Source organism: Chryseobacterium sp. StRB126, from assembly GCF_000829375.1.
Lineage (GTDB): Bacteria > Bacteroidota > Bacteroidia > Flavobacteriales > Weeksellaceae > Chryseobacterium.
This window is the reverse complement of record NZ_AP014624.1, coordinates 5,189,699-5,203,273: the sequence shown is the minus strand read 5'-3', so window position 1 is coordinate 5,203,273 and position 13,575 is coordinate 5,189,699. Positions and strand designations below refer to the sequence as shown.

At 34.7% G+C, this 13,575-nt stretch carries 16 protein-coding genes; 9 read left to right on the top strand and 7 right to left on the bottom strand.

Annotation, left to right across the window (positions count from 1 at the left end; genetic code table 11):
• Window positions 1–39 precede the first annotated feature (39 nt).
• From CHSO_RS23525 to CHSO_RS23510, 4 genes are all read right to left on the bottom strand, one after another.
• Entirely contained in the window at window positions 40–726 is a 687-nt protein-coding gene (locus CHSO_RS23525; protein ID WP_045501234.1) for a T9SS type A sorting domain-containing protein, read from the bottom strand.
• Window positions 727–731: 5 nt separating this feature from the next.
• A complete protein-coding gene (locus CHSO_RS23520) occupies window positions 732–1,325 on the bottom strand; it encodes a phage tail protein (protein WP_052480708.1) in 594 nt (197 codons plus the stop codon).
• A 106-nt stretch (window positions 1,326–1,431) separates the two neighbouring features.
• Window positions 1,432–3,294 (bottom strand): AAA family ATPase, encoded by a 1,863-nt coding sequence (locus tag CHSO_RS23515; protein WP_045501233.1) that lies wholly within the window; start codon window positions 3,292–3,294, stop codon window positions 1,432–1,434.
• A gap of 14 nt (window positions 3,295–3,308) precedes the next feature.
• Window positions 3,309–4,379 carry a DUF4407 domain-containing protein gene (locus CHSO_RS23510; protein WP_045503276.1) on the bottom strand — a complete coding sequence of 357 codons (1,071 nt, stop codon included), beginning with the start codon at window positions 4,377–4,379 and terminating at the stop codon, window positions 3,309–3,311.
• 296 nt (window positions 4,380–4,675) lie between these two features.
• Between CHSO_RS23510 and CHSO_RS23505 the strand changes: the two genes are divergently transcribed.
• Together CHSO_RS23505 and CHSO_RS23500 are read left to right on the top strand one after the other, a co-directional pair.
• Window positions 4,676–5,131 carry a hypothetical protein gene (locus tag CHSO_RS23505; RefSeq protein ID WP_045501232.1) on the top strand — a complete coding sequence of 152 codons (456 nt, stop codon included), beginning with the start codon at window positions 4,676–4,678 and terminating at the stop codon, window positions 5,129–5,131.
• A 148-nt stretch (window positions 5,132–5,279) separates the two neighbouring features.
• Window positions 5,280–5,822 carry a hypothetical protein gene (locus tag CHSO_RS23500; protein WP_144429023.1) on the top strand — a complete coding sequence of 181 codons (543 nt, stop codon included), beginning with the start codon at window positions 5,280–5,282 and terminating at the stop codon, window positions 5,820–5,822.
• Window positions 5,823–5,852: 30 nt separating this feature from the next.
• On the opposite strand, the gene ruvC is transcribed toward CHSO_RS23500, so the two are convergent.
• Window positions 5,853–6,407: a crossover junction endodeoxyribonuclease RuvC gene (gene ruvC, locus CHSO_RS23495; protein WP_045501230.1), complete on the bottom strand. Its 555-nt coding sequence runs from the start codon at window positions 6,405–6,407 to the stop codon at window positions 5,853–5,855.
• Window positions 6,408–6,593: 186 nt separating this feature from the next.
• Here ruvC and CHSO_RS23490 point away from each other — a divergent pair, with 186 nt between their 5' ends.
• From CHSO_RS23490 to CHSO_RS26380, 3 genes are read left to right on the top strand one after another with little or no spacing between them, the layout of a single operon-like run.
• Window positions 6,594–7,082 carry a hypothetical protein gene (locus CHSO_RS23490; protein ID WP_045501229.1) on the top strand — a complete coding sequence of 163 codons (489 nt, stop codon included), beginning with the start codon at window positions 6,594–6,596 and terminating at the stop codon, window positions 7,080–7,082.
• A complete protein-coding gene (locus tag CHSO_RS23485; RefSeq protein WP_232509122.1) occupies window positions 7,079–8,044 on the top strand; it encodes a M64 family metallopeptidase in 966 nt (321 codons plus the stop codon). The genes CHSO_RS23490 and CHSO_RS23485 overlap by 4 nt, the downstream gene beginning before the upstream one ends.
• Window positions 7,983–8,435 (top strand): T9SS type A sorting domain-containing protein, encoded by a 453-nt coding sequence (locus CHSO_RS26380; protein ID WP_232509121.1) that lies wholly within the window; start codon window positions 7,983–7,985, stop codon window positions 8,433–8,435. The genes CHSO_RS23485 and CHSO_RS26380 overlap by 62 nt, the downstream gene beginning before the upstream one ends.
• A 141-nt stretch (window positions 8,436–8,576) precedes the next feature.
• Here CHSO_RS26380 and CHSO_RS23480 read toward each other — a convergent pair whose 3' ends face one another.
• A complete protein-coding gene (locus CHSO_RS23480) occupies window positions 8,577–8,990 on the bottom strand; it encodes a 2'-5' RNA ligase family protein (protein WP_232509120.1) in 414 nt (137 codons plus the stop codon).
• Window positions 8,991–9,069: 79 nt separating this feature from the next.
• Between CHSO_RS23480 and CHSO_RS23475 the strand changes: the two genes are divergently transcribed.
• The 3 genes from CHSO_RS23475 to CHSO_RS25230 are packed head-to-tail and all read left to right on the top strand — an operon-like array spanning window position 9,070 to window position 10,778.
• Window positions 9,070–9,393, top strand: a complete 324-nt coding sequence (locus tag CHSO_RS23475; protein ID WP_045501228.1) for a PadR family transcriptional regulator — start codon at window positions 9,070–9,072, stop codon at window positions 9,391–9,393.
• Window positions 9,390–10,121, top strand: a complete 732-nt coding sequence (locus tag CHSO_RS23470; RefSeq protein ID WP_045501227.1) for a hypothetical protein — start codon at window positions 9,390–9,392, stop codon at window positions 10,119–10,121. The genes CHSO_RS23475 and CHSO_RS23470 overlap by 4 nt, the downstream gene beginning before the upstream one ends.
• 42 nt (window positions 10,122–10,163) lie before the next feature.
• Window positions 10,164–10,778, top strand: a complete 615-nt coding sequence (locus CHSO_RS25230) for a hypothetical protein (RefSeq protein WP_052480707.1) — start codon at window positions 10,164–10,166, stop codon at window positions 10,776–10,778.
• On the opposite strand, the gene CHSO_RS23460 is transcribed toward CHSO_RS25230, so the two are convergent.
• A complete protein-coding gene (locus CHSO_RS23460) occupies window positions 10,762–11,871 on the bottom strand; it encodes a serine hydrolase domain-containing protein (protein WP_045501226.1) in 1,110 nt (369 codons plus the stop codon). The two genes, CHSO_RS25230 and CHSO_RS23460, sit on opposite strands and share 17 nt — an antisense overlap.
• 177 nt (window positions 11,872–12,048) lie before the next feature.
• Here CHSO_RS23460 and CHSO_RS23455 point away from each other — a divergent pair, with 177 nt between their 5' ends.
• Window positions 12,049–13,458 (top strand): pyridoxal phosphate-dependent decarboxylase family protein, encoded by a 1,410-nt coding sequence (locus CHSO_RS23455; protein WP_045501225.1) that lies wholly within the window; start codon window positions 12,049–12,051, stop codon window positions 13,456–13,458.
• The last annotated feature ends 117 nt before the right edge of the window (window positions 13,459–13,575 follow it).

The window sequence follows — 13,575 nt, the reverse complement described above, 5'->3', positions numbered from 1 at the left end:
TAAGGCAGTCTTTTTTTATTCGATTTTAAAATTTCTTATTTATTTTTTCACAAATTTAAATTCAAAAAACTGCATTCCCCTGGTTGTTATTTTTAATATATAAACACCTGATGTAAGCTGTGAAACATTAACTTTTGAATTAAATACTTCAGACCTTAAAAGTCTTCCGTCAATATTGTAAATCTGCATCACTTGTCCGTCACTAATACCTGAAATTTGGATAAAATCTGAAACAGGATTAGGGAAAATTTGAATTTTATCTTTAGAAACTTCTTGTATTCCAAGTGCGGGACCCTGTACGTCACCGGTCATTGTAGAATTGCCGGTTGTAAGATTTCCATTACAGTTTCCGTTTGTTACGACTGTATTTTCAATCCAGGTTCCAGCAGTATTACCAGGAGGTATAGGAAGGGAATTATTTCCTGTTGAATTGTAATAAATTAAATAAGGAGCGGTAAAAGTTCCGTTTCCTTCATCACCAAGAAATTCCCATCTTGTAAGCGCGTTATTCCACTGAATTTTAAATTCACAGTTTCCCAATCCACCACAAGGCTGCTGATCATTAATCGGAGTTGTTATATAAATGTTTTTATTAAAAGCATCTACGCCTGTTTTATTGAAAATAAAATTCTGATTTTCAAATAGATTATAACATCCGCTAAAGTTAATCGTCTGGGCTGAAGCTGAGCCCACAGAAACCAGACATAGTAAGTAAAGGTATTTCATAACAATTAGGGATGTGAAGGGAAAATACCGTTTAATGCAATAATACATTTTAATGTAAGAAATGGCTGCCTGTTTTCATGAGGCTGGCTGCCTCCTGTGTTGTTCAGCATTGTGTTTTTCATGGTAGTATCTGTTGCTGCATCTGAATATTCTTTGTCAAGAATCTTCGTGTTGGCGGGAAGATTTCCTGTGGGAACATTTTGATTTCCTTCAGCTGTGACAGCATTTACCGTATGATTGTGAGCTGGCATTTGTGCTACAGTTAAAGCTACACTCTCAGTCCCGCCGGTTTGCCCAATGGTATAATTGGTAGGTCCTCCAGGAGCCTGTCCATTATGAACAAGTACCCTGCCTCTCATATCGGGTAATGCGAATGTAGTAATCCCATCTCCACCGTAAGTAGTTCCCAATAATGAAAAAAGAGCTTGGTTTTGCGCAATAGACATCAATTGTCCGTTACATTCGGCCCAACCATTTGGGGCAAAATTATAGGGTACGAATGCAATTTGTCCCAGAAAAGGTTCTGATCCTTGAGCCTTTAATGCAGGGGAAAGTACACTGCAGATGAGCAGTGCACAAACGAAAAGTAAATTTTTCATGATAATTGATTTTTACTAGTATAAATTTAAAAAGAAAAAACCTTTCAGATTGAACTAAAAGGTTTGAATTTATTAATGGTTTTTACGATTTCTATAGATATTTTCTCTAGGAATTTAGTAAATCATGATAATTTATAATATGCAGATAACCTTCCTCTTTGATGCTTACTTCCAATTGGTGCTTAACTGCAATATCATAGATTTCTTTTGGAGACATACTTCCTTTTTCGCTAAGGGTTTTGCTCATGTTTTTAAGCAGATCAAGATGCAGAATCAGGTCTTCTCTTGTTTTTTGTACAAGTTCCTGCATCAGTTTTTCTATTCTTTCATCTGTGATGTGCTGCTGCATACGGTGAGGATAAGCTTCCAGATTATAAGTAGCCTGAAAATCTTCTTCAAAACCATATTTTCTGATAAAATCAATAGCCAGGCTTGTTGCTTGTTCCCTGTCGTGGCTTCTGCCAATACTGGCATGCTGGTCTCCGAAAATAATTTCTTCAGCAATTCCTCCGGCAAGATAAATTTTGATTCTATCCAGAAGGCTTTCCTTAGTGTCATGGATTTGGTGTGGGAAAGTAAAGCCGGCTGCATAGCTGCTTGCTACCTTACTTTTAAGCTGTAATGGGGCAAAGCCTGTGTATAGCATATAAGAGACTGCATGTCCACATTCATGAACACTGATATTGGCTATAGCATCTTGTTGGTTGGCTTGTCGTATGCTGTCAATTCTTCCCAGATAAGGAATTTCAATGATCCTGTTACCAATCTTTCCTGCAATAATTTTTTTCTCCTGAAGATAATTGATTTCGATGTTTTTATCATCATGAATAATGGCCTCAAACAAGAACTTGCTGAGGTTGGTATCCAAAATATCCACAACACTGCTGAATACAGGACGAACTCCCTGAACGGGAAATACTCCATTTCTGTAGATCAGCTCGTTGATGGCTTTATTTATTTTTAAAGAAACTCCGAATTTTGTTTTTGTTTGATGTTTCAGATTATTGATCTCTCTTTGGATCAATGTATGAAAATCCTCGGTTTTTAATGAAAAATAAATTAGATGAATATTCCCGAATCTGGCTACCTGCTCAGGACGGAATTTTCTGGCTAGGGCATTTTTAATATCAACAACTGTTATTTTTTTAGTGAATGCATGGTAAATATTGGCATCCACATCTGCTTCACTGGTTTCTTTTGACATCTGAAAGGCTTCATCCAGATTTCCGCTGATGATGATAAGCATCTTGCTGTAATCCACGGGTTCATAGATTTTCTTTTCTTTCTGCTTTTTTCGGATCAGCTTAATCATGTCTTCCTCTTTCATGTCAATGATGCTCATCACATCATCATCCATGCTGAGGTATTTTTTTAATTCTTTGGCATCCCATAAGTTCAGGTACGGATTTTCATCCAGTTCTATTTCTCCATTTAGTTTTCGTCTGTCATTTTCTTTCTTTCGGAAAAGGTAAGAGAATAAATAATGTTCAAGATCTTCCCGTTCTCTTTTGCTTAGGCGCCCATCACTTAAAAGTTCCCAAAAATCAGTGAATTTGGTTTGTGGAACCGGAATGCCATCCGGATCTATAGTATTAAAACGTTGGATCTCGTCGAAAAGGGCGATGCTTGGCTTCTCATCACTTAGTCCATTACTTTGTAAGATATCGGAAACGCTTTTACTCCATGAAGTTTCATCCGTATTGCTTAATTCAATCTCCACAAAACGGTTTTGAAAATCAAGAAAACGAACCATTTTTCTTACCAGGTCGGTTTTTCCCACTCCGGTCATTCCCCATAGATTGATAACTACAGGGCGGGTTAGGATCTCAGGCATCAGATACCAGATCTGCAGATATTCCATGATATCATCGATGATCTTATCTATGCCAATAAATTCTTTTTTAAGATAAGCCTTACAATCGTCCAGCTTTTTCTTTTTCTTCTGGATTTCTTCTTTATCAATAATCATGGATGAAAAATACACTATTTTTTTAGATTATCCTTGAAATCTTCAACTCTGAAATCAGTTAGAGCATTTCCCTTTTCAATTTTTTCCTTCGAATATAATCTGAAGTCGTTTTCTGTTTTTTCTAAAAGATAGTCGTAAGGTCCAACATGAGAAATTAGTTTTACCAGAACCGGTGAGATTTCAAGACAGATAAATAAACCCATGATAAAAGTGGCTGCCAATCCTATGATGGCTGAGCTTTTACCGAGTTCGTCCAAAGCCTGAAGTCGGGCAGCAAAACCGTTAAATTTATCTTCAAAGGTTTCTGTAGACTTTCTTTCAGTTTCAAGATTGGTATACACCTTTGAAATTTCCTGATCCAGATATGCCAGTCTTGGAGCTACCTGTTTTTGATAGTTTTCAAGATCCTGTCTGCGTTGCTCCTTCAATTGCTGCTTGCGCTTAGCATTCGGCCCGAATCCTTCTTTTCCACTGGTTAAACCGGACTCTTTCCCCAAAATTTCCTTTTCAAGTTCTACAGCTGCAGAATCGTATGACTGTTGATATAGGGCAGTTTTTTCTGCGATTTGTTTCTTTTCCGTTTCAAAAGGGCCGCTCTGCTGAAGAATTCTTCCGCTCATTTCACCCTGAAGTTGTTTTTTATTTCTTTGAATAATGGTGTTCAGTTGTTTATTCACCTCCTTTTCAAAGATTTTAAGCTCTAAAGGTTTTGAAATAATAATTCCTAAAAATGTAGCAAGGATTAAACGGGGAATAGACATCAATATCTGATTCCACCATGTTCCGGTTTTTTTGATGGAAGACACAATATACCGGTCAAGATTAAAAATCATTAATCCCCATAAAATTCCAAATCCTACTGCTGCCCAGATATCATCAAATACGGTATACATGGCATAACCTGCTGATAAAGTAGCAAACACGGCAGTGAAAAGCACAATACCTCCAATACCGGAAAATTTATTCCATTCACTCGGAGTCTTTCTTAAAATATGAATATTCCCACCGGAGCATACCATCAGGAACTTCTGGAACCAATTTATTTTATGATTCGTTTGATTTATAGTTTGTTGGTTTGTTTTCATCATAGAAAATTTATACAAAGGTAATATTAAAAATCATACCAATGTAAAAGATAGTATTATGTTTTACCAAGTAATTTAACTGTTGGCTTTAAATAACTTGTTGAGACGATGGTTTCACGTATTAAAAAAATTGATTAATTTTATTTCTATGTGTAGAAGGCTCGTTTCTTGTCTCAGTAAGGAATTAATATAATTGATTGTTAAAATGAGACTTGTGATTGAAATACTATTCTTGGATAGATTAAATTGATGAGAAGTAATATCTGATTAATTTATTTTTCAAACTGTATAAGCTTATGAAACCAATAGCTATCTTCCTTTTTATTTTAATACCTATGATCTGCCTAAGACAGGAAAGAACAGAGTATACTTATAAATTGAATCTTGATAATATTCATACAGGAGAGGTTATTCTTGAAATCGGAAATCCTAATAAAACACCAATTAAAGTTTCGGAAAAGATTGATAATAATGCTCTGGTGGTTACTGCATTTCAGAAAAGTGATACTGAAGCCGGAGTATATGAGGATATAGATTTTGCCAGGAAACATTTTGACTGCTTTATACAACCATGTTTTCCTTATAAATTCTTACTCAAAAAGGATATGATAAAGCAATATAAATTCAGGATACTAAGCAGTACTTATTCTTTAAAAAAAGATAAATGGTATCGGTTTAAAGTTTCTTTAGAAACAAGTATTTGTAAAAATTGCGATAATATAAGTAGCGACTGGATTTATTTTAAAAGATGATCAATAGATTTTCATTAAAATTCGAAAATAAAGTATGAAACAGATCTTGTTATTCATGGTTCTTACGATGTGTCTAAGCTGCACTCGAACATGCATAGCACTCAACTTTTGTGATGCAGAATATCAGACAAATAAAAACTCTTGTTTTGTGATCAATAATGATACAGGTGTAAAGTATATTTTTTATCCGCCTTCATTTATTAATAGCGGAGGCTGGGGGTATTTAGGAGGAACGATATTAATAACAGATAAAGAAGGTAAAGAACCCATTGTGAGTACAGTTTATATTGATAGGGAACAACCTAGAGGAAAAGAAATGGATCAGTTTATACTCAATGAACGCAAAGATTCTTTACTATGGAAAAAACTTTTGAATCAAGGTGTTAAGATTGACTATTGGGGAACAAAGACATATAAGGTCATTACAAAATCAAAATTTGTTTTGGCTCCAGATAAAGAAAAGACAATCTCAAAGAAAATTTCAATTTTTAAAAAGGATTTAGAGTCTTCAGGTGCTTACTATACTTTTGATAAAAAAAAGGACTATTTTATTCAGGTAGAATTAAACTTTGACAGGACTGAGGTAAAAAAGTATTTGCCAGAAGAGCAGTTAGACTCTTTGAAAAAAAATAATATTAAAATATTTCATGGTATTTTAAAAACAAAGAAAATTCCATTGATATTAGATTAAGTAACTTTTTTATGCATCTCATAAAAGTACTTACTTTAGCCTATCCGGATTTTGCTTCAAAAAGCTATCCCATCCAGAATACGATTTTGTATCCGTAATGGTTCCAGAATTAAAATGATGACATACAGCAACAGCAAGACCATCGGAAGCATCTAAATATTTTGTTGGAAACTCCTTTAGATTAAGAAGATTCTGAAGCATTCCTGCTACCTGTTCTTTGCTGGCATTACCATTTCCGGTGATGGCCATTTTGATTTTTTTAGGAGAATATTCTGTAATAGGAATATTTCTGTACAAGCTAGCTGCCATAGCGACTCCTTGAGCACGGCCTAGTTTCAGCATACTTTGTACGTTTTTTCCAAAGAATGGAGCTTCAAGTGCTACTTCATCAGGATGATATTCATCAATAAGCGCTAAAGTTTTTTCAAAAATATATTTTAGTTTGGTCTCATGGTTGGGGTATTTTTTCAGAATTAGTTCATGAATAGAAACCATTTCCATTTTACCTTTTTTAACGGAAATGAGACCAAATCCCATAATAGCGGTTCCGGGATCAATACCTAAAATTATCTTCTCTGCAATCATTGGGGGCAAAGATAGGGCTTTCTCACATTTTAAAGAGTGGAAAAATATATTTTAAATATTTAATTATATTTAAAATTTTCATTTTTACATTGACTGTTTTGGTGTTTTTTCTGTGTATTTTTGTTTTTTTTCTGTTTTTGATTGAAATTGTTTGAAGACTTTATTAATTTTAAATAAAAATTGATTATGAAAAAAATATTCAATGGTCTAATCATTCTCACTCTTTTATTATGTAGTTTTCAAAAAAAAAGTGAGACAGAGTTATCCGCTAATACCTCTGTTGCAACAGAAAATGACAGAATTATTTATCTGTTTTTTAAGGCAGATAAAGATCAATCAGGGATTGACAAAATCGTCCTCCAAAACAGCAGAATTTCAAATGGAAGATTGAAATTCATTGTTTCTTTTAAAAGAAATGAAGCCCAAAAAGGCGACTATATCATTACACTTGCAGAATCGGGAGGAAGAGAAATAGCCCAACAGCTTATAAAAAATCCGCTCAACCCTGAATTAGAAGTTTACGAAAAAGAAGGAATTACAAGACAAAAAGCATCTCTTCAGAACGCGGAGTTCAGTGCAAGGTTTTCTTATTCTGAAAATATCAAACTTGTAAAAATTGAGAAAGTAACAGAGTCAGGAGCTCAACTATTATTCACTCAAAAACTATCATTATGAAAAAAGTTTTATTTTCCCTTTTGATTAGTAGCAGTTGTTTTGCTCAGGTATTTGAAACGGTTCCTCTTTTACAAAATGGGGATAATAATAAACGTGTAGTAATTGCTGTACTAGGAGATGGATTTACCACTTCTGAACAAGCTGCATTTACTACATCAGCTACTACTACTACTACTACTATAAATTATCTTTTTACAAAAAGCCCCTATAATCAGTATAAAAATTACTTCAATGCCTATGCTGTTAAAGTTGTCTCCACAGAATCTGGAGTAAAGCACCCGGGAACTGCTACAGATGTTATTGAGCCGGTAATTCCTGTATCTAATCCCAACAACTATCTTGGTTCTTCATTTGATTTCGGAGTTCACAGATGTATGTACAGTAATACCACTAATAAAGTAGGACAGGTACTTGCTGCTAATATTCCTGATTATGATATTACATACATATTAGGTAACTCCACAGAATATGGAGGCTGTGGCGGCACTTATGCTTTTGTTTCTTTAGCGGCTGCATCCAATGAGATTGTAGTTCATGAATTAGGACACTCATTTGGGGAGTTAGCCGATGAATATTGGTTTGCAGGTTCACTTGAATCTCCCAATAAAACTCAGAACTCCAACCCTGCTACAATAAAATGGAAAAACTGGATCGGAATAAATGGAATAGGAATCAATCCGTATACAGAGAGCCCAACATGGTTCAGACCTCATGAGAATTGCGAAATGAGATTTCTTGATAGAGAATTTTGTTCCGTGTGTAAAGAAACGATCATTGAAAAAATTCATTCATTGGTTTCTCCTGTGGATTCTTTTACACCGGCCAATACATCTTCAGTAAATGCTTCAGCGGATGTTACCTTCACAGTGAATGAAATACTTCCTGTTCCTAATACTTTAGTTGAACGGAACCACACTTACAGCCACGGGAAATACACTTACTCTGAGCCCTTCACAACTTAATGCGGGAAGTAATACATTACTCTTTTCTGTTGTAGATAACAATCCTCTTTTGAAAGTGGATAATCATAGCAGTATACATATTACAAATGTTTCTTGGACATTAATAAAATCTACCCTTGGACTTTCTGAAGTGAATGCAGAAGAAAGAAGATTCAGTATCTATCCGAACCCAACAACAGGTGAATTTTATGTAAAAGGAAAAAATGACTTCTCGAAAAATGTGAATGTTGAAATATATGATGCTTCAGGAAAACATATTCCTAATAAGTTTGAGCTAAGCGAGCCCGCATCAATCAAAATTGATATTAAAAATTTTCCGACAGGAACTTATCTGATGAATATCATTGAAAACAAAAACATTATTATTTCCCAAAAGATTATAAAAGAATAAATTTAAGCCAAAAGAAATCAACTAGCTAGTTGATTTCTTTAGCTTTTTCTCTGCAATAGGAACCCAATTCCCATCATGGCGTAACAATAGGATTTTATCAACTAAAAATTTCGTTTTGTATTCCTTGTGTTGATATTTTTCTCAGGCTTTAAGATAATTTTCCCAACTCAAATCTCTGTAGCCTATGGTCATATGAGGGGTGAAAGAATATTTTGCAAAGCTAAACTGTTGTTTTACCCTGTTGTAAAGATCTGTTAAGCGAATATTATCTTCAGGATGCACAAAGATCACCGGATTTTTGGGATTGGGAAAACTACCGAAACCATTCAATTCAATTTCAAATGGCGGAAGACTGGTATTAATTTTCTGAAAAGCAGCGTGAATATCTTCCTCTAATTCCGGTTCTCTGGAGAAAGGAGGGAAAAGGGTGATATGGGCATCATTTTTTAGCGCCTGAGAACTATGATAAAAAATAGCCATATCTCTTTTAAAGTCCCTAATCTCCTTAATGATTTCCTCAGGTGGGTAAATTGCAATGAAGTACATCTTTTTCATAAGGCAAAATAAAAATTTTAAAATAAATTTAATGCATAAGAAAATTATGCATATGTTTGCAATGTATTAAAATAGCACCATGAAAAAAAACAGTCTTTATAAAGGAACGTTACAGAACATTATTTTGAAGTTGCTTTCAAAAGAGGTTAAAATGTATGGCTACCAAATTACCCAAAGAGCCAAAGAGCTTACCCAGGGTGAACTTGAGATGACAGAAGGAGCACTTTATCCGTTACTTCATAAGCTGGAGAACGATGGGATGATTACTTCGGAAATTCAGAAAATAAACGGAAGAGATCGTAAATACTACCTGCTTACTGAAAAAGGAAAGAAACAGCAGGCAGAGCAGGAGAGTGAGATGAAAAGTTATCTGATAAATCTTCAATCTATTTTTAGCATATGATAAGCACAGTGCAGGAAAGTAAGGTTACAGAGTATCTTATTTCCAAAAACCTTTCACTGGACCTCCAGATAGAGATTAAAGATCATATGATTAATCAGATCATGGATTGGGAACTGGAGGAAAATCTCAGCTTTGAAGAAGCTCTTTCCCGAGTAAAAGAATTATGGAAGGATGAATTTACGGCCACAGGATACTGGATGTTTTTTAGGGAACCTATTCCATTGATCGCAAAGAAAGTAATCCGTGAAAAATACAACAGTCTGTTGAAAAAATCTTTTTTAATAGGACTGCTGTTTTTCGGAATCAATATGCTGTTGATTTATCTTTCCAATAGTGTAGAAACGTACAGCATTCTTTTCAAAGGATTGAACGGAATATTTTTATTAGTGCTGGGAACGGCATGGATCCTGAATTTTAAAATCCGAAAATATATGAAACCTGATTTTAAATACAAAGGGAGATGCCTGTATACGATGTACCAGCAAAATATGGGATTACTGCTGATAGGGACAATATCTATGCTGCAAATGGTGCTGAGGGACGGGCATTATGCTTATCAGTTTTTTAGAGAGCAGAATCATACCAATACCTTTATGGTAGCGGTTACATTGTTGATCCCTTTTTTACTGCAAAGCTTGGTGATTTTTACTTTATTCAATTTTTATGAACATAAGAAAAGTCTGCTGAGAATGGAAGATTTCCTTAACCTTAATACTGATCGTCAGTAAACATATCAATTAAAAAAAATAAAAACTAATAACCATTTTTATATGATTACACTTATTCAGGAAAAAGAAATACATCAATTCCTTTTGTCAAAGAATCTTAATCGGGAACTATTTTTTGAAATTAAAGATCATTTTATCCAACAAATTTCTACGCTTATGGAAGAGCAGAAATCAAATTTTGATGAAGCCTTTCAGAATACAAAACTAAGCTGGAAACAGGAACTGGATATTGTAAAGGCAGATCTGTTCTCATTCAGAAAGATTACAAGGCTTGAAAAAGAAATGCTTCAGAAAAGATTTAAGAATATTATGCTGTATGCTGCGGTCTTCACGTTGCTTCTTTCCAAATTTATATTGACGGGCCCAGAAGTGTTTATGTATTCTGAAGTTGTTTTGTTAGGAGCCTTGATTTCACTCTTAGCCTATAACCTCATTTTCAGAAAAATGAAACTCTACCATTACGTACAGCTCAGTTTCCATCCTTTGATAATAAAGAATGCACTTGCTGGCATTGTGCTTTTCACTTCTGTCTATCTTTTTTATGATAATCTGGCAGTAGAGGGAAGTGGAATGCTAAAGCTTTTCTTTTTATATGCTATGGCAGTTAAAATTCAGTTATTGTATTATAAAGCAAGAAAAATTAGTGTCCTGATCTAAGCTGATTAAGGGTGTTTTCAAGATGATCTGTAATTTTTTTTACTTCAATATGCGGTTTGAAAACTAGACTCTTTCCTTTTTCTTCATCTGCAATATTAGAAAGAATAATAACAGAAGTCTTTGTTTCAGGATAATAGATATTCAGAGAAGGGGAACCTTTTATATATCCGCTGTGAAAATAAGAATTGGGCTTGCCGATGTTCAGCATAATTCCATAGGCATAGCCCATTTTTCCAAAGATTGCATGTCGTCTTTCTGCACTTTTTGCCATGAAGAGTTTAAGCGTTTCCGGCTTCAGAATTTTGCCGCCATACAACGCACTGTTCCATGCATGAAGATCCTGAATAGTAGAAAGAACTCCACCGGCAGGAGTACCTATTTCTTTTCCACCTAATCTTTTAGGCATATTGGGAACTTCTTCGAATTTATTAGCATTTCCCAAATAAGCAGATGCAAAATTGTTTCCTTTAAAAATATCTCCGGTTGAAGATTGGGTCATACCTGCCTTTTTGAATAGTTCTAACGCATTGTCATCGTATGATTTTCCGGATACGGTTTCTACGATTTTTCCCAACGCATTAAAACCATCGTTGGAGTAGAAAAAATCTGTCCCGCTTTTAAACATCAGTTTTCCACCCATCATATTCAGTCCTGAAGTGTGATTCAGAAGCTGATGAATCGTAATGTTTTCATATTCTTTGATCTGAAACTCCTTTAAATATTTAGAAACTTTATCCGTAACATTTAATTTTCCCTGTTCCATCTGAAGCAAGACCATAACGGCCGTGAACTGCTTACTTACAGATCCTATAGCAAAAATGGTACTGCTGTCTATTTTAGTTTTTCTCTTAAAATCCGAATACCCTTTTTCTTTTTTGTAAAGAGGAAGAGAATCTTTAAAAACGGCTATACTTCCATTAAAATGATACTTCTTGAATACAGAATCAATCTGCTGCTCTAAAAGTGTTTCCTGAAAAGCGGTGATGGTAGAATCAACAATTGCTTTTTTATCAACGGGAGGTAATGGAGTCTCTGTTTTACATGACAATACTAAAAAACAAAAAGAAATAAGGAACATTAAATTTTTGATCATGGGTGTTTATTTTTTTGAGATTAAAGTTGATACTCTTAAAGATACTGAAATTTTTAAGAGCGTTGTAGGATGCAAAATGCGTGCTAAGAAGGGAAAATTCGAGTATTTATTCTATATTTAATGGTTCTTTGAAGACTATTCAATACATTTGAATAGATTATACATTATCCCACCATCATGAAAGAACACCTGAAAAATGATTCAGTAAACATAAGCCATCTATTAGATATTATAAAAAAGCAAGGAGCAGAATACCTGAGTTCTCTTTCGGACAGGCCTACATCCATCAATAACCCTTTTGTATCAGAGCCGGTAAGCCTGCCGGAGTATGGTTATGGAACCGAAGAAGTAATCAAAATATTCAACGAAAGGTTTGAAGCTATCATGGTAGCATCTTCCGGCCCAAGATATTTGGGATTTGTAACCGGAGGCACTACACCGGCATCTATTGCCGGAGACTGGCTGACTACCATTTATGATCAGAATACCCAATCTACAAAAGGGCAGGGAGATATTTCTGCGAATGTAGAATTTGAAACCATCAAACTTATTCTGGAGCTACTGGAACTTCCGGATAGTTTTCTAGGCGGCTTTGTTACCGGAGCAACAATGTCTAATTTTACCTGTCTGGCAGTTGCTCGTCAATGGTTAGGGAAAGAAAAAGGACGAGATATTGCTAAAGAAGGAGTTTCTGAAACCATGAAAGTTCTGACAGCAACTCCTCATTCTTCCTCTGTAAAGTCACTATCTCTTTTAGGAATGGGCAGCAATAATATGATCACGGTTAAAACTGATGGAAATGATCGTGAAGCTATTTCTATTAAAGATCTGGAAGAACAGATCATACGACTGAACAATGAACCGTTTATACTGATCTCCAGCGGTGGAACTGTAAATACTGTTGATTTTGATGATTTCATAGAGATCAAAAAACTGAAAGAAAAATATAACTTCTGGTGGCATATTGATGCTGCTTTTGGCGGCTTTGCTGCTTGCTCCGAACATTATAAACATCTTGTTAAAGGTTGGGAAAGTGCCGACAGTATTACGGTAGACTGCCATAAATGGCTGAATGTTCCTTATGAAAGTGCCCTATTTTTTGTAAAGGAAGAATACAAGATTTTGCAGGGAGAAACCTTTCAGAATTCCAATGCTCCTTATTTAGTAGATCCTTTGGCTGATTTCAATTATTTGAATTTTCTTCCTGAGAACTCAAGACGCCTAAAAGCTCTTCCGGCATGGTTTACTTTAATGGCTTATGGAAAAGAAGGCTATAAGGAAATTGTAGAAAATAATGTGTCATTGGCCAGAAATTTTGGAAGACTTATTGAAAACAGTAATGATTTTAAACTCTTAGTCCCGGTACGTCTCAATACAGTATGTTTCACTCTGAAAGATGATACAAAGCAGGAGGAGATAGGTAAATTTCTTGAAATGCTTAATAGTACAGGGAAAGTTTTCATGACACCCACTTTCTATAATCAACATAAAGGGATCCGGGCAGCTTTTGTCAATTGGAAAACCAATGAAACAGATGTTCAGCTGATCTTTGAAACGATGAACAATACCATTACACAGTTAAAGTAAAATTTTATTGCGAAAAATGCACGAATAAACTCATTGTGTATTAATATTTTATGTTCTTATGTGGTTTAGAAATAACAATTTTTTCTAAACCACGTAGAAGCAAAGGCTTAAAGTTTA

Bases quoted from the DNA above. Each gene is read 5' to 3' on its own strand.
- ruvC (WP_045501230.1), bottom strand. From the start codon at position 6,407: ATGATTGCAGAGAAGATAATTTTAGGTATTGATCCCGGAACCGCTATT.
- CHSO_RS25230 (WP_052480707.1), top strand. From the start codon at position 10,164: ATGATTACACTTATTCAGGAAAAAGAAATACATCAATTCCTTTTGTCA.
- CHSO_RS23505 (WP_045501232.1), top strand. From the start codon at position 4,676: ATGAAACCAATAGCTATCTTCCTTTTTATTTTAATACCTATGATCTGC.
- CHSO_RS23475 (WP_045501228.1), top strand. From the start codon at position 9,070: ATGAAAAAAAACAGTCTTTATAAAGGAACGTTACAGAACATTATTTTG.
- CHSO_RS23480 (WP_232509120.1), bottom strand. From the start codon at position 8,990: ATGAAAAAGATGTACTTCATTGCAATTTACCCACCTGAGGAAATCATT.
- CHSO_RS23455 (WP_045501225.1), top strand. From the start codon at position 12,049: ATGAAAGAACACCTGAAAAATGATTCAGTAAACATAAGCCATCTATTA.
- CHSO_RS23470 (WP_045501227.1), top strand. From the start codon at position 9,390: ATGATAAGCACAGTGCAGGAAAGTAAGGTTACAGAGTATCTTATTTCC.
- CHSO_RS23515 (WP_045501233.1), bottom strand. From the start codon at position 3,294: ATGATTATTGATAAAGAAGAAATCCAGAAGAAAAAGAAAAAGCTGGAC.
- CHSO_RS23490 (WP_045501229.1), top strand. From the start codon at position 6,594: ATGAAAAAAATATTCAATGGTCTAATCATTCTCACTCTTTTATTATGT.
- CHSO_RS23520 (WP_052480708.1), bottom strand. From the start codon at position 1,325: ATGAAAAATTTACTTTTCGTTTGTGCACTGCTCATCTGCAGTGTACTT.
- CHSO_RS23460 (WP_045501226.1), bottom strand. From the start codon at position 11,871: ATGATCAAAAATTTAATGTTCCTTATTTCTTTTTGTTTTTTAGTATTG.
- CHSO_RS23485 (WP_232509122.1), top strand. From the start codon at position 7,079: ATGAAAAAAGTTTTATTTTCCCTTTTGATTAGTAGCAGTTGTTTTGCT.
- CHSO_RS23525 (WP_045501234.1), bottom strand. From the start codon at position 726: ATGAAATACCTTTACTTACTATGTCTGGTTTCTGTGGGCTCAGCTTCA.
- CHSO_RS23510 (WP_045503276.1), bottom strand. From the start codon at position 4,379: ATGAAAACAAACCAACAAACTATAAATCAAACGAATCATAAAATAAAT.